Consider the following 24,724-nt stretch of genomic DNA (forward strand, 5'->3'; position numbering starts at 1 on the left):
CAATATCTGGATGCATTATCCTTCTTTGCCCTGCTGTTATATTGCTAGAGACGAAAATCATCGTATTCGCAGATCTCGCCTCGACAATCATCCGGCAACAACACGGTTTCATCCAATCAACTTTTTCTCCGCGGCTCTGCGCCTCCGCGAGAGGAGACACGCCGTTCCTCATGTGACCTGTACACTGCCCTTTACCTTCGAGATCACCCATTTGAACTTGCCGCTCCGGGAGCGCTCCAGTTCGGAAACCTGCGTGACCCGCACCCTCACCCCCTCGCCCAGGCGTTGTTTGAACTCCCGCAGCAGGTGCTGGGTGTCTGCATCGCTGTAGCCGGGGCCCGGGACGACACGGATCTCGATGCTGTCGTGGTCGTCCTGGACGATCTGGCTGGCCTCCACCGTGTGCATGGGCTTGAACGGATGGGTCAGCACCGACGGGGAGATCATCCGGCCGTCTGACAGGGCCAGGATGTCCTCGGCCTTGGTGGTCACATCCTCCATCAGGGGCAGCCCGCGGCCGCAGGAGCAGGTGACGGTTTTCATGGCCGACACGTCGTTGCTGACATAGCGGATCAGCGGCATGCCGCGATTGTGCAGGGTGGTGCAGACCAGCTTGCCGGGCTGTCCGGCTGGAACGGCGGCACCGTCCTCTCCGATGAACTCGGAAACACCGTATTCGAGGCACAGGTGGTGACCTTCGTGCCGGTCGCATTCAGCGCTGAACACCACCCGCTCGGCTGCAGCCAGGTAGTCGAACACCCGGCACTGGAAGGCCTGTTCGATCGCCTCGCGCTGGAAGTCGTAAAGGGTCTCGGACGCGGAGATCACGGCCTTGAGCGGGAGCCTCTCTCCGCTGGAGAGCACAAAACGGGCAAGGACATAGAGCGTCGAGGGATAACCGTCCAGTACAGCCGCCCCGAAATCCCGGATCGCCGCCAGGTATTGCGGCAGATTGGCATTGGACATGTGGAACGCCGAGAGCAGCAGCTGGTTGTGGTAGCGGTTGTGACGCCAGAAGGGCGGGCGCTTCTGCTCAAGGGGCACGATCACGTTACCCGCAGCACCGCCACCCGATCGCCCCCGTGTCCGAAATTGACCCCTGCCCAGCGATACTGGCGATCCAGCATGGCATAGGTCAGCTGGGTGGTGTCGGCATCGTACAGCACCTCCAGGGGCGAACCGGTGGTGCCGCTGGTATGGCCCAGTTGCAGTGAACGCCGGCTGACGTTACGGGCGATCAGATCGTCGAAGTGCTCGATGATGTCCTTGCGTGTGAGCAGGGGCAGCTTGTGCAGATCGTCCCGGGACTGGATATCTTCGGGTCGTAGACCGTAGTCCGCGAAGCGCCGCTGGTAAAAGGGCACCTGTTCAAAGGCATGCCTGACGATGTCGCGCAGGCGCTCATCCTGCCACACCCCGAGCTGTTCAGGTGACCACCACTGGCTCTCTTCCAGGAATGACTGGTACTCGCGGAAACGCCCGCCGTAACGCTTGCGGTCAAGCCACCATCCAAAGCCACTCACCACGGCATTCTGGAGCGGGGCCGGGAGGCCGTCATAGACCTGTCTGACGAGTGGATTCATGCGGCGCGCTCCGACCTGCCCTGATGACGCCGGATGGCGTCTTCATAGGCCGTGATCAGACGCCCCCCTATAGGCCCCCAGGCATAGCGCGATACCGCCAGATCCCGGCCCCTGTCACCCAGCGAGCGGCGACGCTCCGGATCATTGAGGAGTGACACCACCAGGCGGGCGAAGGCCTGCGGGTCATCCTCGATGAGGATATCCTTGTCGTGGGTCACCTGGATGCCCTCGCAACCCACAGCGGTGGACACGATGGCCTTTCCCTGGGCCAGGGCATCCAGCACCTTGAGGCGCGTGCCGCCGCCGACCCGGATCGGCACCACGTAGACTGCCGCCTTTCTCACCAGTGGACGGACGTCATCGAGGTAACCGTGAACGCGCAGACCACTATCCGCGCGGGCGCGCTCCAGCAACTCCGGCTGAGGGTCCTGTCCCACGATGTCAAAGCGTGCATCGGGCCGGGCCGCCTTGACCAGGGGCCAGATGTGATCGACGAAATGCATCACCGCGTCGCGATTGGCGAACATGTTCATGCCGCCGGTGTAGATCATCGCCGGTTCCTCGGGCTCATTGCCCGGCACGAAGTAGTCCACGTCCACACCATTGGGCACGACCGCGGTTTCAACGCCCGGTGCGATCTTTCGCAGGGCGCTGGCATCCACATCAGACATCATCACGTTGACATCGAACCGGGGACTCATGGACGCCTCGTAGGCCAGGAGCTTGCGGGTCTGCATGGATAGGTAGGCGCTGGCCGGCCAGCGTTCCACGGCCGCGCGTCTGTCCATGAGCTGGGATTCGATATTGTGGTGGGTCAGCACCGAGGGCAGTCCCGGGGCGCTCCCCATGAAGCGTGCCAGGGCGATGGTGTCGTAGTGAATCACATCGATGCCCCGCTCCTGAACGATGTCTCGGATACGCCGGCCGAAGGCGGGAGAACGATGGGCGATGACGCTGAAGGGCTCGGGCAGTGCCAGGCCTGCCCCGATGGCCAGCAGCTTGTCCAGTTGTGACCGCTTGGGCCAGAGGTCGAAGTATTCCACGGATTCACAGAAACTCCCCAGCACCCGGCGGCTGTGCTCCACCTCCTCGGGCGTCTTGAGGATGTCCCGGTGCACGAAGGCCAGCAGATGCAGCTCGTGACGATTCGCGACCTCGCGGACGATGTTGAATCCCCGCTGCAGGACACCGCCATGGGGTGGATAGGGGACGATCTGGCTCAGAAACAGGACTTTCATGATGATGTATGCCTCTTGCGCCTGGTTGCCCGACCCGACGAAGCCCTGGACCGCCGCGCTTCACGAGGGCTGACAGGGACAGCCTCCACGGCATTCTCACCCGTCTTCGGACAATCCAGCAGATAGACCCGGCGTGCGGCGAAAATGATGCCCGCGATCACATAGAGATGGGGGTAGTACAGAACCGACAGGAATCCGCCCGCAACAGCGAAGGCGATCAGGCTGCCCGTCACGGCCACCATGAGGCGCCTGTACTCCAGTTTCACCGGGTCCCCGTCAAGGGGGATGGCTTTGATCGTTCGCTGGTTGTCCCGGAACAGGGTCCAGAGCAACCAGAGCAGCAAGAGCAGGCCCGGGTAGCCCAGCTCCCCCAGCGTCAGAAAGTAGACGGAATGGGCTGTCAGGGGCGGCCAGCCGGGCGGTGCGTAGCGGCTACCGAAGGCGATGGAAAAAGTACCCGGCCCCATGCCCGTTAGGGGGCGGTCATTGGCCATCTGTATTCCACCTTTCCAGGCGGTAATGCGCCCCATGGCCGAGCCATCCTCCTGATAGGTGGTAAGGGTCTGCATCCGGGTGATGTAGGTCTCGGAGGCCACGGCCATGACCACCAGAAGACCTCCGACGATCATCACCACACCAACGCCCTTCTTCTGGGACAGGGTCCAGAGATAGAACACGATGGCAATGATCGCCAGGGCGGCCCCACGCGACTGGGTTCCCATGACTGCGCCGAGAAGCACGATCGCGGCCATGACCCAGATCAGCTTGCCCAGAAAACTCCGTGAGGACTGGAAAAGGTACAGGCACATGGGCAGGGCGATGGCCACCGACAGGGAAAAATCATTCCCGTCACCCAGGAAGGTGACATTGCGGACATAGGTTCGTTGGTTCGGGTCGGTAAGAAGGGCTGGGTTTTGAAATATGAGCCAGACATGGACGCCGATGATGACGACGAACAGCCATTTGATCTTATTCACATCATCACAAAGCTTGGCCACCATGAAGAACAAAAACATATACCCGAGCAATGCCTTCCAAATCAGCCAGGATTGATCCTTGTTGATTGAAAACATCATGGACACTGTCGCCAACAGCAGAAGCGCAATAAAAAGCTTCCCCTGTTGAGAACCCAGGATGTCTCCATTGGGATTCCGCGATTCAACGATCAGGCTCGCGGCAAACACACTCAACGGAATCAGGGAGTAGAGCTTGAGCTGGATAATAAACGGGAAAAACTGATCCGGGCGAGTGTAATCCAGGACGAAGACCAGCAATAAGCCAACGAAAAGCATCAACGCCCACCCTGCGGGAGACCGGCATGCGCTCTGTATACGCTAACAAGACGTTCAACGCGACGCCGGTGATCAAACCGATCCAGAACGTCACTCCTGCCACGACGAGCCATATCAGCAAAGCGGTTCCGCTGCCTGACAAAATCTGAGATGGCATTCACGAGCGAAGCATGTTCCCCCGGGGGGATCAGTATGCCGGTCTCGCCATCTTTCACCACCTCGCCGGTCCCTCCCACGGACGTGGCGATGACCGGCACCTCCATCAGCAGGGCCTCAAGGATGACATTGGGCATCCCCTCCGTGTATGAGGATTGCACGACCAGATCAATTTCGTTGTAGATTTGATCCATGTCCGTGCGATACCCCGCAAAGATCACAGCTTCACCCATATCATGCTGATCAACAAAGTCTTCAAGCAGACACTGGTCAGGACCAGTACCAAACAATACAAATCTCAGCCCATCATGCTGTTCCAGCAATACCCGCGCAGCTTCCAGGAAAGGCATCTGCCCCTTTTCCGGACTCAGTCTTCCTATGTTGGCGATCAATATCTCGCCATCTTCAATACCGTTGCTGGAACGAAATAGCCCCCGCCCTTTCTGCGGATGGTATTTTTCCGTTCGTAATGCATTTGAAATCACAGTGCATCGATCTTCGCGAGCCCATTTACCCAGCCTTCTGCGGGTCTCATCGGAAACGGAAATGATATGGCTGGAAAACCGCAACAGGACTTGATCAAGACGCGTGCTGAGCCGGCCTTTTGGGGTATTGGCAATCCACCCATGGACAGTGGATACCAAGGGCTTGCCGAGCAGCTTCGCAGCAAGCAGGCCGAAAAGATCTGTTCTGAAATCATGGCTATGCAAAATATCCGCATCATGCTTCTTAACCAGATCCAGGATCTGCTTCAGCACTCGCGCATCCAAAGATCGGCGCTCATGGATACGCTCGACAAGCAAACCTCGCCGACGCGCTTCCTCCTCGTAGGACGTTCCATCCTGTAGACCGCCATCAAAGGCACAGACCACAATCCGACAGACAGTCGGATCAATCGTCTCAGCACAATCGAGAATGGTTCGACCCGGTCCATCCACCCAGGGGGAATCTCTCAGATCCAGCACAGTGATAGGCTTTCCGGCATCGGAATCCGATACTTCGCTGGACGGCAGAATAGCGTATTCCGGCATCTCAGATCTCATGAGCCACCATGAGCCATTGAAACAAGTCGGCGGGTCGCACGGAATCCATCAGCCAACCAGCGCGTCAGAACTTCCGGAAAATAAGACCAGACCATGATTCCGAACAACGCGAGATCCATGTTTTTAAATTCAAGGGATTGCTGCGCAGCCTGTCGCGCGAGCGCATGATTTCCCGCTAACAACCTGACACGTGCCAGATGCCTGTAGATGACCGACAGGCGCTGACGCACAACAGACTCGCCTAGCCGTTTCCCTGCTACATCAGCAATTCTCGTTACCACTCGTGCCGAGTTTTCAGCGACCAAAGCTGCATTACCCAATGATGTCAGCTGCCCGGGCCTGCGCCGCACATCGACCAACGGCATGTTCAGATATGCCATGGGTTGTTCCAAAGAGACCTTGAGCCACAGATCATAGTCTTCTTCCGTTGTGAGCGACGCATCAAAGGCCCCTGTATTCTGGATACAATCACGGCGAATCATGACGGTGGATGTCTTGATGAAATTTCCGAGGAAAAGTGACTTAAAACAATTTCCGTAATACATGACCGCATCATCCGAGGTCGTTACCATCTGTCCGAATATATCCGACCATTCAAGATCATGACGACGGAACACACCGTAGTAGGATTTGGCCGCCGCGTCGACAAGGCAGCACTCCTCTTCATCCACCAGCCTGAAATCAGTAAATATCAAACCTGCATCCGGGAACTGGCTTTCCGCACGCAACTGATTTTTGATCTTGTTGGCGTGCCAGACATCATCTGCATCCAGGAAAGCAAGCCATCGCCCACGAGCAACTGCAATGCCCCTGTTCCTTGCCATGGCCACACCCTGATTGCTTTGCTGGATAAGCCGAATACGGGAATTGTACGCCCCAAGAATCGAGGGCGTGTCATCGGTAGAACCATCATCCACGACGATGACCTCTACAGTTTCATCAGACTGCGCCAACACGGAATCAAGCGCGCGGCGGATGAAGGCGCCACAATTGTAAGCGGGAATGATCACGCTTACCGACGGCTCATTCACTGCAGTGTTCCTCTACCCTTTGCAGTGTTCCTCTACCCTTCATGGAAGAATCCCTGCCGTGACAAAAGTGACGTAGAAGCCAGTCATCAGACAATTCCTGCATTTCATTACGCCATTGGGGATCCGACAGGATGTGGTTGGCATGGGCAATGGTGTGCATCTCGTAGTGATTCCCCAGGCCCGCAAGACGACCGGCATAGGGCTGAGCAAATTTCTCCTCAAACTCCCAGGCAAGACGGTCAGCGCCGCTGAACACCAACAGCAGGTGCCCGCCCGCACTGAGGAAATCGAAAAACGCGGGGGGTACCAAAGGGTTGAGATTGGACACCTGCGGCTCACTGGCCGTCACCGGTTTGGGCGCGGTCTTTTGCTTACCCAGCAATCGGCGCTGCACCGCCCTGAAAAGCAGACGGTAGTCACTTTTGAAGGTGAGCAGGCGCCACCAGGCGTGCGGGTTGAATAGCTTGCTCAGGTAAGTGCTGCCCAGATCCTCCAGCTGACCCTGTGTCATGAAGCGGGAAGGATCGGTCTCGCGCCCATCCAGGGCCACCGGGAGACCCAGTCCGAGCACGCCACACACACGCCGATCGCGGCCGGCAGCAAACAGCCCGGTCAAGGCCCCACCACACAAACCGGCCAGGATGAACTGTCGCACCCCGAGCCGCTGCTCCAGCCAGTCCATGGCACACAGGGTGTCGTCCAGGTAACGCCCATCCTGCACCGAGGCATACAGGTCGACCAGTTGCGTTTCCGGCAACTCGCCTTCGGAATCGCCAAGCCCGTAGAAATCAAAGCGCAGCACAGGAAACCCGAGCTTGAGCACCGATTCGGTCATCTTGTTGTAGAGACGGTGGGGGGCCACCCGGGTCTTGACCCCCGGGGACAGGAAGATCACTGCCACATCGCCACGTTCGGCAACACCCCCCGGCCGATGCAGGACACCGAACAGGCGCAAACCGTCCCGGTTGGGGAAAACCACCGCCTCGCGCTCAGCCATGGGCCTGCTCCCGGACATCGCATGGGGCATCCAGCCAGCTCAGTGTCGCCGCGGACAGGGCTTCGGCCCGCTGGTAGAAAGGCTTGATTTCCCGCCAGAACGGCTCCTCGACCAGGGCTTCCAGATGGGCGTCGGGATAGCCTTCCGCGAGCGATACCAGTTCCTTGCGAGGTGGCTGTCCGGGCTTGCCCGCCTGAAGTATCAACACCTGGCCGCTGAAGCTGCCGGCCCTCGCCAGCAGGTCAATGGACGAGGCCTGCTCGTAGAAGGCAAGCCCCAGTTCGTAGCCATCGACGTTGATGGGCTTGCCAGCCTGCAGGGATTCGACCAGGGCCTTGCGGTCCTGGAGGACCCGCCCGTAGGCTGCCATCTGTGATGTGAGATTGCCGCGCAGCACCTCCTGCATGTAGCGGCCGCCCTCCACGACGGGCTCCCAGAGCACGAGGCGATCGATGTCCTCCCTGCGGGTGGCCGCGAGCGCCGCGAAGGTCGCCCCCAGGCGCAGCCCGAACAGATTGATCCGATTCAGCCCCGCCACGGACTCGCGCAGTCGCTCAACGGCTGCGGAGATGTCGCTCAGATGCGTCTCCACCGAGGCAGCCACAAATTCGCCGTCACTGTCGCCATGCCCCATGTGATCAAAGCGCAACACCGCATGCCCACGTGCCGCCAGGTCCCGGGCGAGACTCACATAGACCCGGTGAGCCCAGAGCTTCTCCTCGGCGAACGGGTGGCAAAAGACAAAACCGCATCCCGTCGCCGCTGACTCGGGGCGATGCAGGACACCGAACAGCTCACAGGCACCGTTGGGGAAGAAGAATGGCGTTTCATTCATCGCGACATCACACCGACAGCACAGGGGCATCACACACGCCGGGAGGGCTCCCAGAGTTCCTGGCGGGTCCCCATGAAGAACTTGCCCCAGGCCCAGGCGACCGCCAGATTGGCGGCGCTGAAGTAGAGCGGCACCTTGCCGTAGATGCGATCCTGAACGTTTGAGACCTGTTGCCAGGCCAGTACGGCAAGACCATAGAACAGCAACTGCAACAGGAAGATGACGGCGTAGAAAGGATGACCGACCAGGGCAAGATTGGTGATGAAGACGGCCAGGAGGAACAGCGGCACCAGCCAGCGCATGGCCTTGTGGGAGAACAATACCCAGGCAAACAGACCAAAGCGTAGCGGGTTGAGCAGACTGCGCTTGACCCACAGGGTGGTCATGCCACGGAGCAGGGTGCGTACCTTGCGGCGAAATTCATCGCCGGGGTGCTTGACGGCAGCCATGTATCCGAATGCCGCGGGCTCTGTGATTGCCCTGAAACCCGCCTCCACGGTGTTGAGGACCGACAGGAAGTCCGGCGCCAGACCATCCACGAAAGGTTCGCACAACTCACGACGCTGGGCGTAGAAGGACCCGCTGGCCCCGACGATGGAACCGATGGCGGACTCCCGGTTGCGCAGGAACAACTCGTAGCGCCCGTAGAGCCCCTCGCCGCCACCCTCGGGGATGTGATCTTCGCCGGAGACGCAGCCCACCTCCGGATCCGCAAAGGGACGCACGATTTCCCGCAGCGCCCGGGCGTCCAGCATGATGGATGAGTCGGAGAACACGACGATCTCGCCGGTTGCCCGGCTGAGCCCCTGATTGAGCGCGTTGGCCTTGCCCCGGCGCTCAGGGAGCAGCACTGCCGTGAGGCGCGCGTCCCGCGCAGCGTCTTCGAGCAGGGCATTGGTGCCGTCGGTGGAGCCGTCGGAGACCACGATGATCTGCAGGGCGTCGGACGGATAGTCCAGGCTGAGGAGGTTGTCCAGCTTTTTACCGATCACCGCTGCTTCGTTGTAGGCGGGAACCAGCACCGTAATCCTGGGCGTGTACGACGCATCTCCGCGGACAACCGGACATCTGACCAACTTGCCAAGCAGCATGAGCAGCAATGGATAGCCCATATAGGCATACCCTACTGCAAACAGAGATACCCAGAAGGCAAGTTCCATGGCCATTCACACTCGGGTTCGCGGGCGCAACGACGGGAGGATCGCCCGGGATGCGGGCGTCCCTCGCCACATGACCATGATCCCACAGATCCCCTGAGGTAAACCATGGCCGGAAGGACACCGGCCGCGGAAGCCAAACCCACCGCCTCTGACCGGAGAATCCTGTAGGGTGTATCCTAGCAAGGATAAATGTGATTTTCATCACATTTTATGGCCCTGTCACGATGCGACCGATATGATTGTGACCTGCCGTCGGCAGCCTGCTGCAAGGTGCCTCCACCGCCTGACCCGGTGCACCTGCAGTGGTCAAGCCGAGGAGCGCGGCCGTAGAATCGTGGCCACGGGTCAACCGCATACGGATAGCCTGCTTAGTGCAGGCACCGCCCTGCGGTCGGGCCAGGACGAACATCGAGAGGCGATGGGACTCACATGCAATATTCCGCGACGGACAACGCGCTCCACCCCATGGACGGCAAGCCCGCCCCGGCCGACAGCGATGCAGCCCCCCTGCTGGTAGAGGACATCGGCGACGATCAGGGTGCCGCCTGGGATGCATTCCTTGGCACCCAGCCACGGGGCTCCTTCTATCACCTGCATGGCTGGCGCGGGATCAACCAGACCCAGTTCGGTCACCGTTGTCATTACCTCGCTGCCAGGCGGCAGGGCCGGATCGAGGGGGTGCTGCCGCTGGTCCTGCTGAGCAGCCGTCTGTTCGGACGCATCCTCTGCACCCTGCCCTTCGTCAATTTCGGCGGTATCGTGGCGGCCAACGGCCAGGCCGAGTCCTCCCTGCTGCGCGAGGCGGCAGCCACCGCCGACCGGCTTGACGCCGATTACCTGGAGATCCGGGCCGCGAACCCGCTCGACACGGATATGGCCGCCTCGCTGCACAAGGTCAGTATGACCATCCACCTGGACCCGGATCCGGACACCCTGTGGAAGGCCTTCGCTTCCAAGCACCGCACCAACGTGCGGCGGGTCTACAAACACGACGTCCAGGTCCATGCCGGCGGCATGGACCTGCTGGATGAATTCTACGACGTGCTGGCGGAATCCTGGCGCAACCTGGGCACGCCCATCTATCGCAAGGCCTACTTTCGGGAGATTCTGTCCCGTTTCCCTGACAAAACACGGATTTTCGTCTGCCGGCAAGGGGACAAGCCCATCTCCGTGGCCTTCAACGGCGAATACAATGGCGTGGTGGAGGGCATGTGGCTGGGCTCCCGTCCAGAGGCGCGACAACTGCAGGCCAGCTACGCCCTGTACTGGGAAATGATCAAGGACGCCTGCGAACGGGGCTTTTCACGCTTTCACCTGGGCCGGTCCACGGTGGATTCGGGCGGTGAAGGCTTCAAGAAGAAATGGAACGCCGAGGCAACCCAGCTTTACTGGTATCACTACATGCCCAAGGGCGGTCCCGCACCCCAACTCAACGTGGACAATCCGAAATTCCGCCTGGCCATTGCCGCCTGGCGGCGGATGCCACTCAAGGCCACCACCCTGATCGGCCCGCTGATCTCACGGAGCATCCCGTGAGTTATCTCGCCCCGGCGGGAACACCCATCGTGGCCAGTGATCTGTGGCAGTGGCTGCGCGGCCTGCCTGACGCAAACAAAGGACTTGAGCGGTTTCGGGACGCCCTCATGGAACGGTTCCAGCTGCGTGGCTGCGAGTTCGTCTCCTCCGGCCGGGCCGGCATGACATTGCTCCTGCAGACCCTTTATCGATTCCGGGGCGAGCCACAGAGAACCGAGGTCATCATTCCCGGCTACACCTGTTATTCAGTACCGGCTTCCATCGAGCGGGCAGGCCTGCGCGTGCGCGTCTGCGACGTGAGCCCGGACACCCTGAGCTATGACCTGCGACGCCTGGACAACTTCGATTTTTCCCGGGTGCTTGCGGTGGTCAGCGCCAACCTGTACGGCCTCCCCAACGACCTGCCGGCCATCGAGGCCCTGGCCCGCAAGCACGGGGTTTTCATGGTGGACGATGCCGCCCAGGCCCTGGGCGCTACCCATGGCGGCCGGTCCGTGGGCAGCTTTGGTGATGCCGGGATCTTCAGCCTCGACAAGGGCAAGAACATCACCTCCATGCAGGGCGGCATCCTGGTGACCCGGTCCGCGGAGATTGCCGAAGCCCTGAAGGAGAGCGCGGACGCCCTGCCGCCGCCGGCGCTGCGAGACACCGGCCTGCAGGTGGCCAAGATGCTGATTTACGCTGCCCTTCTGCCGCCGGCGAGATATGGCATCACCCGCAAGCTGCCTTTTCTGGGCCTGGGCCGCACCCCGTACCAGACCTACAGCCCCCTGACGCGCTACAGCCCGGCGCTGGGGGCGATGGCACATGTGCTATACAGCCGGCTGGACGCCCTGGCCGGGCAACGGCGGGATAACGCCCGGCGGCTCCTGGATGCCGTTGCCAGGCATTCCCCGCTCAGGGCAATCAGCCCGCTGCCCGACACCACGCCGGTCTACGTCAGATTGCCCCTGCTTGCCCAGGACCGGCAAAGCCGGGACAGCCTCCTCCAGACCCTGGACGCCGCGGGCGTGGGCGCCACGGCATCCTACCCCACCGCGGTTACCGACATCCCGGAACTGAGGGCGCGCCTGTTGGCGGAGGACCTGGACTCCTGTCCCGGGGCGCGCGAGGTGGCCGAGCGGATTGTTACACTGCCGACGCATCCCTACGTCAGCTCATCGGATATCGAACGGATCTCATCGGTACTACAGGGCCTGAACCCTGATGTACCCGCCACCCGGTGCGGGTAAACCGGAATCCCTGGGCGCTTGTCATGGACGTACATGTAGCAGACAGCCTGGAAGACCTTCCCTTCTCCCATCTGGAATGGGACCGGCTCGTGGCCGAGGATCCCCGCGCCACGGTATTCCAGAGCCGCCCCTGGATAGAGGCCTGGTGGGCCAGCTTCGGTTCAAGCTACAGGCTGAGTCTGATTTCCCTCACTGAAGGGGGTCGGCTGACCGGCCTCCTTCCCCTGATTCAGGACAAGCATGCGCCCCAGGCGCCACTGCAGTTCCTTGGCCAGGGTCAAGCCGATTACCTGGACCTGATCGCCCGGTCCGAGGACCGTGTCCGGGGGCTGGAGGCGGCCCTGGCCCGAATGACCCGGGAACCGGGCTGGACGGAACTGCGATTGCGCAATATCCCGGGCGACAGTGAGACCGCGCGGGCATTGCCGATCCTCTGCGAGAAACTGGGGCTGTGGCCGTTGCGGGGGGATGACGAAGTCTGCCCCACCCTGTGCCGTGACGGTCCGGCGCCCAGCCCGGCTACCCTGCTGCAGAAGTACCGGGTACGCAGGGCATCCAGGTACTTCGCACGGCAGGGCAGGCTGGCGGTACGAGACCTCTCGGACCCCCAGGAGGCGCGTGCCCACTTGAGCCGTTTCTTCGAGCAGCACGTCCGCCGCTGGCAGGGGACACCGACCCCGAGCCTGTTCGACCGTCCTGAAAAGCGCGCCTTTTACGAGCGCCTGGTGGAGTCCCTGCTGCCCGCCGGGCACCTGTTGTTCACGGTCGCCGAACTGGATGGCGAGCCCATCGCCTACCACTTCGGCTTCGACTTCAAGGACCGGGTCATCTGGTATAAGCCCTCCTTCGAGCCACGCCTGGCCCGGCACTCGCCGGGCACCATCCTTATCGAGCACCTGCTCAGGCACGTGGTTCGCAACAACCGCCTGGAGCTCGATTTCACCATCGGCGCGGAGGCCTTCAAGGACCGTTACTGCAACCTCAGGCGCAGCAACGCACAGTTCAGACTCTTTCGCACGCCTGCCCAGTATCACCGGGCGCGGGCACTGGATCTCGGCTATCGGGGCGCCCGTGCCGTGGTGCGCAGACTCGGGATCGCCCCCTGGCTGCGCGGGAGGTATCCACGATGAAGGTCTCCGTGGTGATACCCACACACAATCGCGCCAGCATGATCACCGGCGCGATCGAGAGCGTGCTGGCGCAATCCATGAGCGATCTGGAGATCATCGTGGTGGACGATGGCTCGAGCGATGGCACATTCGAGGCGCTGGCGCCTTATCGGGACCGGATCGTGTACCTGCGACAGCCCAACGGCGGCGTCTCCCGTGCCCGCAATACGGGCATGCAGGCCGCACAAGGGGAGTACATCGCCTGGCTCGACTCCGATGATCGCTATCAACCCTACAAGCTGGCGCTGCAATGCGGACTGCTGGATCAGCACCCGGAGATTGGCATGGTCTACTCCGAATTCTCCGGCTTTGATGACGAGGGCTTTTTCGACGAATGGCATTTGCGCCGCTACCATGAATCGGCCTACCTGAGGGGCGGCATAGAGTACGAGCAATTGTTCACCCACAGCCGCCTGCTGGAGGAAACGGACTATGGCCGGGAGGCGCTCTCCGGCACTCGGCCGGAATGGCTGATGCGCCGAGCCTGGTTTGGCGAGCTGTACGAGGCCTACCTTTTCAACACCATCGTGTTCACCAACAGCATGGTATTTCGCCGTGAGTTATTCCAGCAGGTGGGCGCGATCGCCCCGCACTTCAGGAGATTCGCGGATCTCGAATTCGCCATGCGACTCTGCCGCGCCGCACCCGCGGCCTTTGTGGACGTGCCCACCTATCAGCTCCGCTATCATCCAGGCCAGGTATCCAGCACATCAGGCCCGTCCGGCACACGCATGCACCTCACCAAACAGCGTGACCTGCTCAGGGTTTTCCGTTTCCATACACACCCCGAGCGCAGGATCCCGCAACTCGACCAGCAGCGCGTGGATCAGCAGACCGCCCGGCTCTGCCGTGCCGTCGCCCTGCCGATGCTGTCTATCAACGAGGGCAGTGCGCATTCAGACCGATATTATCCCCGTCGTGCCCGCCGCTATCTGGGCGCCTGTGTCCGGGCGGGCCGACCTGAGCGCCTGCTGCGGATACTGTCTTTCATGCCCCACCCCGCACGCCGGGTGGGCTTCAAGCTCATGGCGCTGGGCGGCGCCTTACGTCAGAGCCTGGGCCAGCGGAAGGGCCAGCGACCGGGTACCGGCCGCTGATGGAATTCGCACTGCATGCCGAGCCGGAAGACCTGTCCCTGTTCGCGGCAGACTGGGAGCGGCTCTACCTTGCCCGTTCCCATGAACCCTCCGTCTCACTGGAATGGACCGAGGCATTACGCAACCATCACCTGAGAGGCGCGGAACGGTTTCACCTGTTATCAGGTCAGGAACACGGCAGGACCCGCCTGCTCGTGCCGCTGGTATCCGAACGACTGAGTGTGGGCGGCTTGCCGCTTCGCAGCCTGCGGGCCCTGTCGGAGCTTTCCAACACCCACAGCGACCTGCTGTGCGACAGTCTGGACGATGTCATCGGCGAGAGCCTGGTCGATGCCCTGCGCCAACGGGTGCCCGACTGGGACATCCTGCGCTTTGCACGCGTTCTGGAGGATTCGACGCTTGACAGGGTCCTGACCCGGGCAGTCGCGCATTCAGCTCTGCCTGCCCGATTCAGGCTGGAGGCGCCGTCCTTCTTTCTGGCTCTGCCGGACAACTTCGACACCTATCTACGGGGGCGGAGTGCCAAATTCCGCAACTACCTGCGACGCATGGAGAAACACCTGTCCGCCAGGGGCACACTGCGTTTCCTCAAGGTGGATTGCGCGGCAGACTTCTCCGACGCGTACCAGACCCTGCTGGAGGTGGAGAGGACGAGCTGGAAACATGATCACGGGACCGCGATCAGCGCAGTTCCGCATCAGACCGGCTTCTACCGCCAGATGGCTGCCGGTGCTCTCGATGCCGGACGCCTGCATCTCACCTTCTTGTATCTGGATGACATTCCCGTGGCCTACAACCTCGGCCTTCTCTCCCACGGGAACTATCACTACCTCAAGACCAGCTTCCACGAGGCCTATCGCCGGGACGGGGTCGCCACCGTGGCCCGTGCACGCCTGATTCGCATGCTCGTTGAGGAAGGCGTCCGGGTTTTCGATTTCCCGGGGGAGCCCTACGAATGGGAAACCCAGTGGACACAGGACCTGCGCTGGCACCGTTCCGTGGTTATCTGCAACAACACCGCCATGGGGCGCATGTATCACATGCTGAGCAGCCTGCGAGACCGCCTGCGCCCCCGCGGCCAGGAGCGGTCCGTGACCTATTGTGACCCCAGGGCCCTGAAGGCACCCCGGGATGCCCGACCATGACACGGATCGAAGTCATCACAAACCTGGAGGGACTGCATGCCCTGGCACCCGACTGGAAGTCGCTCGGCGCCCGGTTCCCGACCCCGCTGCTGCAGTACGAATGGTTCCTCAGCTGCGCAGAGGCACTCTACCCCGGTGGTGAGCTTCGCGTGGTCACCCTGGAGGAAGATGGACGGCTGACCGCCCTCGCCCCCCTCGCCCAGGTGCGACGCAGACACGGGCGATGGCTGGAAATCATGGGTGTTTCAAAACTGCACGAGCCCGCCGGGCTGCTCTATGAGAATCCGGCAGCACTGGAGAGACTCATGCAGGCGCTGACGCGTCTGGGCCATCCCCTGGACCTGGGACGACTGCCCGGAAGCTCCCCACTGCTCACGGGCCCCGGCATCCACATCGATGCGAGGGGACTATGGCTGCGCAGACCCGGGGCGGACCGTTGTGTCCTGGACCTTCAGGAGGGATGGGACGGGGTCTGGTCTGCCATGCGCAAGAGCCGGCGCACGGACTTCCGCCGTCTCGAACGTCGGGCACGGGACCAGGGCGGTTTTCAACTGCAGGTGGAGAAACCGGTACCGGCCCAGGTGGACGACCTGCTGGAACAGGCAATGGACATTGAGGCGGCAGGCTGGAAGGCCTCGCGGGGTAACACCCTGAGGCAAGACCCGATCCTGGCCGATTTTTTTCACCGCTATTGCCGTCGCATGGCTGAACACGGCGCGCTCCATCTCTACTACCTGCGCCTTGGCGGGCATACCGTTGCCATGCATGTCACCGTATCATTCGCCAGCGTCCTCTGGGTACTCAAGATCGGCTACGACGAGCGCTGGCGCAACCTTTCGCCCGGCCTCTACCTGGCGCTGGAAACCATCCGGCACGCCGCCCAGAATGGCCTGTCTGCCTATGAATTCCTGGGCTCTGCGGAGGACTGGCAAGGGGCATGGCCTACCCGCCGGGAGTCCCACGGGACGCGGATCTGTCTGCCCTTGAGTGCCGAGGGCATGCGCGGCCTTCTGGATCTGGCAAGCACCAGACTCGGTCGCCATACAAGCCGGCCAGACCGGGCCGCTCCAGCTTGAGCCGGGCGCCATGATCCGGTCCGGCGGGATAGTTTATGATGAGCGTTTGCCATGGTCATGATGCGCTTCCGCCGCCAGCACCGCCTTACCGGGAACACACAGACATGACGCCGTCCCTCATCAAAGCCCGTATCAAACGAGCCGCCGCCGCCCTGCTCTACGGCACGGGTCTGCTCTGGCTTCTAGCAAGCCGCCGCCTGAGAAACCGGGCAGTCGTGTTGATGTACCACCGGGTCCTGCCCCGTGACGAGGCAAGCAAATCCTTCTCCCACCCGGGCATCGTCGTCACACCGGAGACCTTTGCACGCCATCTGGACATCCTGAAACGCCATTTCCGACCACTGTCGCTCCCGGAATTCCTGTCATACATGGACTCGGGACAAGGCTTCCCACCCAAATCATGCCTGATCACCTTCGACGACGGCTGGGCGGACAATCATCGCTATGCCATGCCACTGCTGCGTGAACGCGCTCTACCTGCCGTGGTCTTTGCCGCCACCGATTACATCGGCACCACCCGCACATTCTGGCAGGAGCAACTCGGTCATCTGCTCTACGAGGCAACCCGGCATGGCGTCGGTTCAGCCACCCTGGCTGCACGGGAGATCCACCTGGAACCATCCAGGGACGAGCACACCCTGCGCACAGACATTGCGCGCGTGGTTGACCGCTTCCGCAGAGAAACCTACGACAATATCCAGGCCCTCATGGCAGACCTGAGCGATGATCTTCGGGAAGGGGGATTCGAGGATGCCCTGAGACCGCCCGACCGGTTCATGGACTGGCGACAACTGGGAGACTTGTCTGACAACGGTATCAGCATTGCTTCCCACACCTGTTCACACCGCATCCTCACCCGTCTGGACAGCACCGCCATGGGAAAAGAACTGGAGCAATCCAGGCGTCTGCTGGAATCCCGCCTGGGCGGAGCCGTCGTTACAGTGGCCTATCCCAATGGAGATTTCGATCCAACCGTGGAGGCGACCACCAGGGCTTGCGGTTATAAACTGGCATTTACCACCCAACCCGGATATGCGTCAGCGGACATGCCACCGCTGGTGCTGCCGCGCATGAATATCCACGAGACGGCCACTGATACGAAACCTTTATTTCTCTGTCGCACCCTGGGGATCCTTTAATGACCGGGGGCACAAAACTGCGCATCCTGGTGACTGACGGAGACAACCGGTCGGCACTGGCCGCGACAAGATCCCTCGGGCGAGCGGGCTACCATGTAGCCGTTGCCCACCATCATCACCCGGCCCTGGCATCCTCATCACGCTACTGTCGAGCGCGTATCCAGACGCCCGATCCTCAAAAGGACCCGGAGGCCTTCTGCACAGCCATCGTCGAGGCAGTACGCACGCATCGCTTGGATGCCGTGATGCCCATGTCGGACATCACGACACTGACACTCGCACGCGCCATGCAGGATGGCCTGTTGGACTGCCGGATGTGTGCACCACCTCTGGACAAACTTGAGGCGGCTGCAGACAAGCGGACCACGCTTGAACTGGCCATGCAGCTCGGTGTCCCGGTGCCGCGCAGCATCGTGCTTGAACAGCATCGTGACGCCGAGCGCGACCTGGATCTGCCCTACCCCCTGGTGATCAAACCCGCACGGTCCCGGGTCTGGTACAAGGGAAAATGGCTGTTCAACGCGGTCTCCTATGCACGCACGCCGGAAGAACTCCAGGCAACATTGCGCGAATTTGTACCCGCACAGTTTCCCGTATTGCTTCAGGAACGCATTGAAGGACCGGGAGTCGGAGTATTCGCCTGCTACGACAGGGGTCGACTGGTTGCGCTATTCAGCCACAGACGCCTCAGGGAAAAACCCCCTTCAGGCGGGGTCAGCGTATTGAGGGAGTCCGTGCCGGTAGACCCCGCTGCCGATGCTCACGCACAGGCATTGCTGGGCGCATTGGCATGGCATGGCCCGGCCATGGTGGAGTTCAAGATGGACCAGAGGGACAACTCCCTGAAACTGATGGAGATCAACGGCCGGCTCTGGGGATCACTGCAGCTTGCCATTGATGCTGGAGTGGACTTCCCCAGACTGATGGCAAGGATCATGGCCGAAGACAATGTCACCCCGGTTCTCTCATACCGAATCGGTGTGCGCACACGGTGGTTGTGGGGTGATGTAGATTCTATCCTGGCTTTGTTTCTCAAATCCCGGGAAGAACTTAACCTCCCGCCCGATCATCCAGGCCGCTGGCGTACACTGCTTGATTTTCTTGTCCCGTGGAGCAGGGGTCTGCGCTACGAAGTACTTTCTCTCGAAGACCCTCGCCCCTGGATATACGAGAGCCGACACTGGTTGTTTCCGAAACGATCAAAGTCACATTAGGATTTCCGTATGTGATAAGCAAGAGTGCAGAAGCAATAATCCGTTACTGTTGGGCCATGTTTGATCTTTGTCCCACCCTTGGTAATCGGGCAAAAACAAATGCCAATCACAAATCGCGATGACTACAAGGATTACCTCACGGCAGACCTGGCTGCGGCAGGCCTGACAAAGTGGCGATGGCACTACAGATTCAGACATGATGTCCTTTATTTCATTCGCCTGCTCAGAAAAGCCGAATACCTGACGAATTGCACTGCCGGCAACCTGTCCTCGCTTCACCTGAAAATCGTCAAGTGGCGCCTCAAAAAGCATGGTCGTTACCTTGGTCTGGAAATTCCCACAAACGTATTTGGCAAAGGACTGGCTGTTGTCCATCCATGCGGAATAGTCGTCAGCCGCAAAGCCAGTATTGGAATGAATTGCAGGATACACGCAGGCGTGAATATCGGTGAACACAGAGGAGACGCCCCCAGGCTCGGAAACAGCGTCTACATCGGACCTGGCGCCAAGATCGTGGGTGGTGTGAACATTGGAGACGCTGCGGTTATTGGCGCTAACGCAGTGGTTGTTAAAGACGTACCGCCAGGCATAACAGTGGGTGGCGTTCCAGCCAGATTTCTGGCAAATCGTGATTCGAGGTACCTCATTACACAAGCTGAACGATAAGGGCTAGAAAAGACACTATGTAGCATCTGGCATCGTCACCCAGCGATCCGGGAACGCCATGATGCAATAGCATACGCGGATTCAGACACCTCAAAGAATCTCTATAACGACAAATTGTATACAGGAAATAACGTGGACACCGAACTCAAGGATTACATAGAACGTGGAATCTACGAAGTCCATGGATGGCTTGAACCATACAGCGCGCTATTCATTGCGGATCTTATCGAAATCCTGCGGGAATCCGGCACAAAGGGCGCATATGGAGAAATTGGCGTACACCACGGCAAGCTGTTTATTCTATTAAAGCTCGCGACTCAGAATGCGCAGGGTTTTGCAATAGATGTATTCGACGATCAACATCTGAACCTTGACCACTCAGGGTTAGGAAATATCGATAAATTTAAAAGCAACATAATAAAGTGGTCAAAGTCGCTGAATCATGTCCATGTTATCAAGAGATCATCGCTCGATGTTCAACCCGAAGAGCTATTGAACCTGGTTGGCAAGTGCCAGTTCATATCTATTGACGGCGGACATACCGAGATATGCACACTGTCTGATCTTAAACTAGCCGAGAAGGTACTACTGCCAGATGGTGTTGTTGTTATCGATGACTGCTTCAATGAACAATGGCCTGACGTGGCAACCGGCATTGCGAGATATTGCACTGACGACGCTACCCTGCTCCGCCCTTTTGCCATCAGCCCTAACAAGCTATATCTGGCGAGAGAGGACGTTCATCAGAAAATTCTTTCCAATATCAAACCCAGTCACACGAAACACTTGTCACGTGAAAACAGGATGTTTGGTCATAACGTATGGATTTTTCATCCCAACACGGTTGTAGCGCCCCCTGGCACGGAAACAATGGATGAAGTATTACGCCTTGTCCGGGCATACCCCATGAGGTTCTTAAAACATGCAATACGACGCATCCCGCTATTTAAATGATTAAATAGATCAATGACCGGCATACCTTCTAGAGGCAGAAGCAATGTAATTCATATATTTCTCTTGGGACACACACTCATATTCCGTTGATGCCTGATTGAAAGAAAAGCTCTCGCCGGCCTCTCGACAAGATAATGCGTCATATATGAGTAAAATATTAACATTGACAAATATGTCAGCAGAGGGAAGATGGGATTATCGTTATATTGTGAAAATATACGCTCGACAACCATGATCATCATCGCTTGATTAAGATAAATCGAGTAGGACAGCATAGACCAACCGCTAAGCTGAGCCACCAAAGCCGACAAATAACCATTCTCAGTCGCAAATACAGCTATTCCGGTCATAAACAGAAATGGTGCAAAAAAATCCAGTTTGCTGACAACATCCGTACGGCCGAACACCACCAAGAGAATTGCCAGGAGAATCAACATCTCAAGTCGGTTTGACTCAAACCTGGACCAGACTGTTTTGCGATAACGCAAAAAGATCGCGTAAGACATTATGCCCAATAAAAACGCTGACAATCCGCGCAATAGGCCGGCATTTAAGAATCCGCTGATGTTCTGGTACGTTCCCGACAGATTCCCGACCGCCAGATACATTACGAGCAGGCAGACAAGAGATATGGACAAAAGCACTCTCAACCTCAAACCCGCGCTCACTAGAAAAAAAGCTGCCGCGCCGACCCAAAGCTCGACTGATATGGCCCAGCTCGGGTAGTTCCATGTCAGACCATGGGGATTCAGACCGATACCGTGCATCATGAATAAATGACTGACGAAGCTCGTGAGTGTCCCATCCGCGTAGGAAGGGAGACCCCCATCGATTAGCCAGTACACAAGTACGAATACAACAAGGGAGAATAGATGCATAGGATACAACCTTGCAAAGCGCCGTTGAGCGTAGCTCCGCAATGTCAGTACTTTATTTCGCGACAAGTATCCATGTGCGAACAAGAAGCCACTCAGCATGAAGAAGAACTCCACCGCCAAGTAGCCGGCCCATTGGTCATAAAAATGAAACACTGCAATACTGAGCGCCGCGACGACACGCAATCCATCCAACGATTGGAAGTAAATGTGTGATTGACTTGATTCAGTTTGCACAGGCTATTTGTCCAGTTTTGATGTGTCCATGCATCTACTCAGATGCGCATTTCACTACAGACTTGTGGGTTACTTTCTACGGAATAAACCTTAGCGGATGATGAGAAACACATTAGACGCATCGTGAGCCATACTGTTTCGCGCTTACCGCTTCGCCTACCTGTCGACCTTGATATCTGCCCCGCGAATCACATTCAAATACATAGCTTCGTAGTCTAGGCACATCCGTGAGGCCGTGTAATTAGCTTCATAATCGCGCCTCGCCTGTTCGGCAAACCGCATGCGCATTTCAGAATCACCGATCAGGACACAAAGACTCGCCGCCAGCTCTTTCGGCGCATTCGAGGAGACCAGGGCACCGCTCTGGCCATCTCGTATTACATAGGGATTGTCTCCCACTGTAGTGGCAACCACAGCACATCGACATGACATGGCCTCCAGGACCACCATGGACATCGCCTCCCAGAGTGAACTCTGGACGAAGATATCCAGCCATGGGAGTACACGACTAGCCGCATCTTCTATCCAGCCAAGGAACTCTACATAACCGTTGAGATTGAGTTCCCGAGCATAGGCCTCGAGCGCGCCACGGAGATGTCCATCCCCGACAATCACCAGACGGAATTTCAGGCCTTGGTCCGCGAGTATTCTCGCCGCCTTCAACAGATCATCGATTCCCTTCTGCTCGATGAGCGTGCTTATACTGCCGATCACAACATCGGCTCCCTGCCTCACCCTGTCCTTGTCCTCAATCCGTGCCCGACGATAAGAATCAGTGACTCCGTTCCGTATAACGGACAAGGCTTCCGATTCAAGATGGTAAGTTTGCGCAATTGATTGTCGCTGTACTTCACCAACCGCAATCAAACGATCTGGGAACCGGTGAAAGAATTTTTCGAGGTAGTGGTAGCGTCTGTTGTTTCGTGGGTAGTTCCCATAGTGGAATGTCGTTACATGCTTGATATGTGGCAGCGTCATGACACTCAGACTGGCATCGACCATCGCATGAATATCCTGCGTATGCACCAATTGAACACGGCGCTCTGCCATCAAATGACGAAGCTTTAAGAAGGTCAGCAGGTCACGCCTCCCGGATTTTCTCGGGGGCAGACCGATCACTTCGTAACCTTCACGCTCGAGATCTTTAGCAATCTGCCCATGTCCTTTCAAGTGAACGACAGAGATGTCAAAAAGGTTCCTGTTCAAACCACGACACAAAGCTGCCGTTACATTTTCTGCGCCCCCGATGTAGAGCGCAGAGTTCACGATCATCACCCTGTACTTCTCGCCGATATTCGCCTGAACTGTCACTTAATGGATTCTCTTGAAGAACATTATCTGAAAATTTGTTGGTATGAAAAGGTACAGAGAATCGGGCATCATCAGCATTCAAGAGCACAGGCGCATCAATTAGTGGATTTTCTGCGATGACTCGCTCACAGCATCCAGAATTTTCGCCGACATGGACTCTGCCGCCCGCACAGCCATACCCACCAATTCAAGGACCCGCTGCACGTCTTGTCCGTATGGATCATCAACCTCCAGCGGACCACCAGGCAAGAATGCCCCCAGCCATACCACCTTCGCCTCGTACACTCGACCCAGACCAGTTATGGCATGCCAGTTATGACGATCCATAATGACAATCGAATCTGCCCACTCAAGGTCACTCTGTTCAATCACTCTGGATTTATGCTGGCTTAGGTCAAGGCCTGTGAGACACCTGACGTGGCCCACATAATCATCTGGAGACCGGCGACCGGGCTTCGGATGAAAACCTGCGGAGCGGATTTCGATTCCATCCTGACCTGACAATGATCGTCTCAGGTACGCAGCCACAAGTGGACTACGATAGATATTGCCGTAACACATCACCAGGATACGTCTGAATCCCAGTTGAGCAGCGCGTTCAAGTGTCTGACACCTTGCTGATCGCAGGGCACGGTATGTAGCGAATCTCAGCTGCACTTTCTGAAGAAGCCCCATTTGCTGCACCTTGACAGTCGCTGGAATCAATCCATACCCGTGCCGACTCCAGACGCCGCCGTAGGCGATCCCACCATTGCCGGCCTGGCATGCAAATAACGGGTAGTGCGCCGCTTGGCCTCAATGTCACGGTAGATCCATTCCGCCTGCCTGGTTTCGCAGCCGAGCACAGCAGCCAATTCTTCGGCGGGAACCTGGTGGTTCAGGGACCAGAGCGCCAGGTCCATCTTGTCGTAGGGGAGTGCGAAGTAGAACTCGTCCTGGCCCTGGGGCAGGCTGTAGGTGTCGGTGGTGGGCTTGGCGGTGCAGATCTCCTCGGGCAGGCCCAGGTGACGGGCGAGCTGGTAGACCTGGGTCTTGTAGAGATGGGCGATGGGTTTGACATCCGCCGAGCCGTCGCCGTTCTTGACGAAAAAGCCCTGGTCATATTCCAGGCGGTTGGGGGTACCCACCACGGCGTAATTGAGCCGGTCGGCGTGGAAGTACTCCAGGGTCTTGCGGATGCGCTGTTTGAAGTTGGTGGCAGCGACGATCTGCAGGTAGCTCTTGAGATCCAGGCGTTCCTCGGCCAGTTCTCCATTAGGCTTCTGCACAACAAGGGCGAAGCGGTTGATCTGCCCCTGCTGACCGCCCTGGATGACCAGCTTGTTCTTCCAGGTCCCATCGTAGTCCGGGAACACGCTGCGGATGGCATCGTCCCGCCAGCGGTAGCAGCCGATGGCCTCAAGCGTCGGAGCAATATCTTCCACGGTGTACTCGATACCCAGTTGCTCGGCCACCATGCGTCCCAGGCGCACGCTGTTGGAAGAGGAGTCCCGCTCCGGCAGCAGCAGTCCGAAGACCTTGCCCGGCCCCAGCGCCTTGACGCACAGTGCCGCGCAGACGGCACTGTCCACGCCACCGGAAATGGCGATGATCAGCCCGCGACGGTTAAGGTCCTTGCGCAGGATCTCCCGCAGGGCCGCGCTGATGCGCTCGACCTCCGCTTCGGCGTCGATCTTGAGGACATCCGGGCTTAGTTTCTGAGACATCTTGTTCTCCATGAACTGAGGTTCAAATCGTT

The 24,724-nt window shown here is 59.0% G+C and carries 24 protein-coding genes; 10 read left to right on the plus strand and 14 right to left on the minus strand.

The genetic code is table 11. The annotated features are described in order from the left end of the window. Positions 1–168: 168 nt before the first annotated feature. Genes TGR7_RS11830 through TGR7_RS11880 form a run of 9 tightly spaced genes read right to left on the minus strand, consistent with a single transcriptional unit; the run spans position 169 to position 9,197 of the window. Positions 169–1,050: a phenylacetate--CoA ligase family protein gene (locus tag TGR7_RS11830; protein WP_041441754.1), complete on the minus strand. Its 882-nt coding sequence runs from the start codon at positions 1,048–1,050 to the stop codon at positions 169–171. After that, positions 1,047–1,583, minus strand: coding sequence for a phenylacetate--CoA ligase family protein (locus TGR7_RS11835; RefSeq protein ID WP_041441757.1), 537 nt, complete (start codon positions 1,581–1,583; stop codon positions 1,047–1,049). The genes TGR7_RS11830 and TGR7_RS11835 overlap by 4 nt, the downstream gene beginning before the upstream one ends. Continuing rightward, entirely contained in the window at positions 1,580–2,821 is a 1,242-nt protein-coding gene (locus TGR7_RS11840) for a glycosyltransferase family 4 protein (protein ID WP_012638915.1), read from the minus strand. Before TGR7_RS11840 ends, TGR7_RS11835 begins: the two co-directional genes overlap by 4 nt. After that, positions 2,818–4,113 (minus strand): O-antigen ligase family protein, encoded by a 1,296-nt coding sequence (locus tag TGR7_RS11845; RefSeq protein WP_012638916.1) that lies wholly within the window; start codon positions 4,111–4,113, stop codon positions 2,818–2,820. Before TGR7_RS11845 ends, TGR7_RS11840 begins: the two co-directional genes overlap by 4 nt. Next, positions 4,113–5,300 carry a glycosyltransferase family 4 protein gene (locus TGR7_RS17220; protein ID WP_012638917.1) on the minus strand — a complete coding sequence of 396 codons (1,188 nt, stop codon included), beginning with the start codon at positions 5,298–5,300 and terminating at the stop codon, positions 4,113–4,115. Before TGR7_RS17220 ends, TGR7_RS11845 begins: the two co-directional genes overlap by 1 nt. An 8-nt stretch (positions 5,301–5,308) precedes the next feature. Beyond that, positions 5,309–6,322, minus strand: coding sequence for a glycosyltransferase (locus TGR7_RS16810; RefSeq protein WP_049764659.1), 1,014 nt, complete (start codon positions 6,320–6,322; stop codon positions 5,309–5,311). A 13-nt stretch (positions 6,323–6,335) separates the two neighbouring features. Continuing rightward, positions 6,336–7,340, minus strand: coding sequence for an alpha/beta fold hydrolase (locus TGR7_RS11870; RefSeq protein ID WP_012638919.1), 1,005 nt, complete (start codon positions 7,338–7,340; stop codon positions 6,336–6,338). Next, on the minus strand, positions 7,333–8,175 hold the full coding sequence (locus TGR7_RS16815; RefSeq protein ID WP_187148398.1) for an alpha/beta fold hydrolase: 843 nt from the start codon (positions 8,173–8,175) through the stop codon (positions 7,333–7,335). Before TGR7_RS16815 ends, TGR7_RS11870 begins: the two co-directional genes overlap by 8 nt. 29 nt (positions 8,176–8,204) lie before the next feature. Then, positions 8,205–9,197 (minus strand): glycosyltransferase family 2 protein, encoded by a 993-nt coding sequence (locus tag TGR7_RS11880; protein WP_049764661.1) that lies wholly within the window; start codon positions 9,195–9,197, stop codon positions 8,205–8,207. Between the two features lie 567 nt (positions 9,198–9,764). Between TGR7_RS11880 and TGR7_RS11885 the strand changes: the two genes are divergently transcribed. The 8 genes from TGR7_RS11885 to TGR7_RS11920 all read left to right on the plus strand — a co-directional run bounded on the left by TGR7_RS11885 (position 9,765) and on the right by TGR7_RS11920 (position 18,943). Next, the gene (locus TGR7_RS11885) at positions 9,765–10,871 is read left to right on the plus strand and encodes a FemAB family XrtA/PEP-CTERM system-associated protein (protein ID WP_012638922.1); all 1,107 of its coding nucleotides are present in this window, start codon (positions 9,765–9,767) and stop codon (positions 10,869–10,871) included. Beyond that, positions 10,868–12,103: a DegT/DnrJ/EryC1/StrS family aminotransferase gene (locus tag TGR7_RS16820; protein ID WP_012638923.1), complete on the plus strand. Its 1,236-nt coding sequence runs from the start codon at positions 10,868–10,870 to the stop codon at positions 12,101–12,103. The genes TGR7_RS11885 and TGR7_RS16820 overlap by 4 nt, the downstream gene beginning before the upstream one ends. A gap of 23 nt (positions 12,104–12,126) precedes the next feature. Beyond that, the gene (locus TGR7_RS11895; RefSeq protein ID WP_012638924.1) at positions 12,127–13,233 is read left to right on the plus strand and encodes a GNAT family N-acetyltransferase; all 1,107 of its coding nucleotides are present in this window, start codon (positions 12,127–12,129) and stop codon (positions 13,231–13,233) included. Beyond that, positions 13,230–14,369, plus strand: coding sequence for a glycosyltransferase family 2 protein (locus TGR7_RS16825; protein ID WP_012638925.1), 1,140 nt, complete (start codon positions 13,230–13,232; stop codon positions 14,367–14,369). The genes TGR7_RS11895 and TGR7_RS16825 overlap by 4 nt, the downstream gene beginning before the upstream one ends. Continuing rightward, on the plus strand, positions 14,369–15,514 hold the full coding sequence (locus tag TGR7_RS11905) for a GNAT family N-acetyltransferase (protein WP_012638926.1): 1,146 nt from the start codon (positions 14,369–14,371) through the stop codon (positions 15,512–15,514). Before TGR7_RS16825 ends, TGR7_RS11905 begins: the two co-directional genes overlap by 1 nt. Then, a complete protein-coding gene (locus TGR7_RS11910; protein WP_012638927.1) occupies positions 15,511–16,590 on the plus strand; it encodes a GNAT family N-acetyltransferase in 1,080 nt (359 codons plus the stop codon). The genes TGR7_RS11905 and TGR7_RS11910 overlap by 4 nt, the downstream gene beginning before the upstream one ends. A gap of 104 nt (positions 16,591–16,694) precedes the next feature. Beyond that, positions 16,695–17,729, plus strand: a complete 1,035-nt coding sequence (locus tag TGR7_RS11915) for a polysaccharide deacetylase family protein (RefSeq protein WP_012638928.1) — start codon at positions 16,695–16,697, stop codon at positions 17,727–17,729. Next, entirely contained in the window at positions 17,729–18,943 is a 1,215-nt protein-coding gene (locus TGR7_RS11920; protein WP_012638929.1) for a carboxylate--amine ligase, read from the plus strand. Before TGR7_RS11915 ends, TGR7_RS11920 begins: the two co-directional genes overlap by 1 nt. Here the strand turns inward: TGR7_RS11920 and TGR7_RS17775 are convergent. Further along, positions 18,935–19,399, minus strand: a complete 465-nt coding sequence (locus TGR7_RS17775; RefSeq protein ID WP_245522979.1) for a hypothetical protein — start codon at positions 19,397–19,399, stop codon at positions 18,935–18,937. The two genes, TGR7_RS11920 and TGR7_RS17775, sit on opposite strands and share 9 nt — an antisense overlap. Between TGR7_RS17775 and TGR7_RS18035 the strand changes: the two genes are divergently transcribed. After that, entirely contained in the window at positions 19,358–19,609 is a 252-nt protein-coding gene (locus tag TGR7_RS18035) for a serine O-acetyltransferase (protein ID WP_425358076.1), read from the plus strand. The two genes, TGR7_RS17775 and TGR7_RS18035, sit on opposite strands and share 42 nt — an antisense overlap. Positions 19,610–19,741: 132 nt before the next feature. Continuing rightward, on the plus strand, positions 19,742–20,563 hold the full coding sequence (locus TGR7_RS17230) for a class I SAM-dependent methyltransferase (protein WP_012638931.1): 822 nt from the start codon (positions 19,742–19,744) through the stop codon (positions 20,561–20,563). Between the two features lie 50 nt (positions 20,564–20,613). Here the strand turns inward: TGR7_RS17230 and TGR7_RS11925 are convergent, their stop codons facing one another. The 4 genes from TGR7_RS11925 to nadE all read right to left on the minus strand — a co-directional run bounded on the left by TGR7_RS11925 (position 20,614) and on the right by nadE (position 24,692). Next, positions 20,614–21,675: an acyltransferase family protein gene (locus TGR7_RS11925; protein WP_012638932.1), complete on the minus strand. Its 1,062-nt coding sequence runs from the start codon at positions 21,673–21,675 to the stop codon at positions 20,614–20,616. A 156-nt stretch (positions 21,676–21,831) separates the two neighbouring features. Further along, positions 21,832–22,986: a glycosyltransferase family 4 protein gene (locus tag TGR7_RS11930; RefSeq protein ID WP_041441783.1), complete on the minus strand. Its 1,155-nt coding sequence runs from the start codon at positions 22,984–22,986 to the stop codon at positions 21,832–21,834. 99 nt (positions 22,987–23,085) lie between these two features. Continuing rightward, a complete protein-coding gene (locus TGR7_RS17235; RefSeq protein ID WP_012638934.1) occupies positions 23,086–23,661 on the minus strand; it encodes an arsenate reductase/protein-tyrosine-phosphatase family protein in 576 nt (191 codons plus the stop codon). A gap of 26 nt (positions 23,662–23,687) precedes the next feature. After that, on the minus strand, positions 23,688–24,692 hold the full coding sequence (gene nadE / locus TGR7_RS11940) for an NAD(+) synthase (protein WP_012638935.1): 1,005 nt from the start codon (positions 24,690–24,692) through the stop codon (positions 23,688–23,690). Positions 24,693–24,724: the final 32 nt, after the last annotated feature.

It is taken from the genome of Thioalkalivibrio sulfidiphilus HL-EbGr7, from assembly GCF_000021985.1.
GTDB lineage: Bacteria > Pseudomonadota > Gammaproteobacteria > Ectothiorhodospirales > Ectothiorhodospiraceae > Thioalkalivibrio_A > Thioalkalivibrio_A sulfidiphilus.

What these genes read in the sequence shown, in the direction of transcription:
- TGR7_RS11835 (WP_041441757.1), bottom strand. Translation starts at nt 1,583, where the DNA reads ATGAATCCACTCGTCAGACAGGTCTATGACGGCCTCCCGGCCCCGCTC.
- TGR7_RS11840 (WP_012638915.1), bottom strand. Translation starts at nt 2,821, where the DNA reads ATGAAAGTCCTGTTTCTGAGCCAGATCGTCCCCTATCCACCCCATGGC.
- TGR7_RS11845 (WP_012638916.1), bottom strand. Translation starts at nt 4,113, where the DNA reads ATGCTTTTCGTTGGCTTATTGCTGGTCTTCGTCCTGGATTACACTCGC.
- TGR7_RS17220 (WP_012638917.1), bottom strand. Translation starts at nt 5,300, where the DNA reads ATGCCGGAATACGCTATTCTGCCGTCCAGCGAAGTATCGGATTCCGAT.
- TGR7_RS11870 (WP_012638919.1), bottom strand. Translation starts at nt 7,340, where the DNA reads ATGGCTGAGCGCGAGGCGGTGGTTTTCCCCAACCGGGACGGTTTGCGC.
- TGR7_RS16815 (WP_187148398.1), bottom strand. Translation starts at nt 8,175, where the DNA reads ATGAATGAAACGCCATTCTTCTTCCCCAACGGTGCCTGTGAGCTGTTC.
- TGR7_RS11885 (WP_012638922.1), top strand. Translation starts at nt 9,765, where the DNA reads ATGCAATATTCCGCGACGGACAACGCGCTCCACCCCATGGACGGCAAG.
- TGR7_RS11895 (WP_012638924.1), top strand. Translation starts at nt 12,127, where the DNA reads ATGGACGTACATGTAGCAGACAGCCTGGAAGACCTTCCCTTCTCCCAT.
- TGR7_RS16825 (WP_012638925.1), top strand. Translation starts at nt 13,230, where the DNA reads ATGAAGGTCTCCGTGGTGATACCCACACACAATCGCGCCAGCATGATC.
- TGR7_RS11905 (WP_012638926.1), top strand. Translation starts at nt 14,369, where the DNA reads ATGGAATTCGCACTGCATGCCGAGCCGGAAGACCTGTCCCTGTTCGCG.
- TGR7_RS11910 (WP_012638927.1), top strand. Translation starts at nt 15,511, where the DNA reads ATGACACGGATCGAAGTCATCACAAACCTGGAGGGACTGCATGCCCTG.
- TGR7_RS11915 (WP_012638928.1), top strand. Translation starts at nt 16,695, where the DNA reads ATGACGCCGTCCCTCATCAAAGCCCGTATCAAACGAGCCGCCGCCGCC.
- TGR7_RS11920 (WP_012638929.1), top strand. Translation starts at nt 17,729, where the DNA reads ATGACCGGGGGCACAAAACTGCGCATCCTGGTGACTGACGGAGACAAC.
- TGR7_RS18035 (WP_425358076.1), top strand. Translation starts at nt 19,358, where the DNA reads ATGAATTGCAGGATACACGCAGGCGTGAATATCGGTGAACACAGAGGA.
- TGR7_RS17235 (WP_012638934.1), bottom strand. Translation starts at nt 23,661, where the DNA reads ATGGGGCTTCTTCAGAAAGTGCAGCTGAGATTCGCTACATACCGTGCC.
- nadE (WP_012638935.1), bottom strand. Translation starts at nt 24,692, where the DNA reads ATGTCTCAGAAACTAAGCCCGGATGTCCTCAAGATCGACGCCGAAGCG.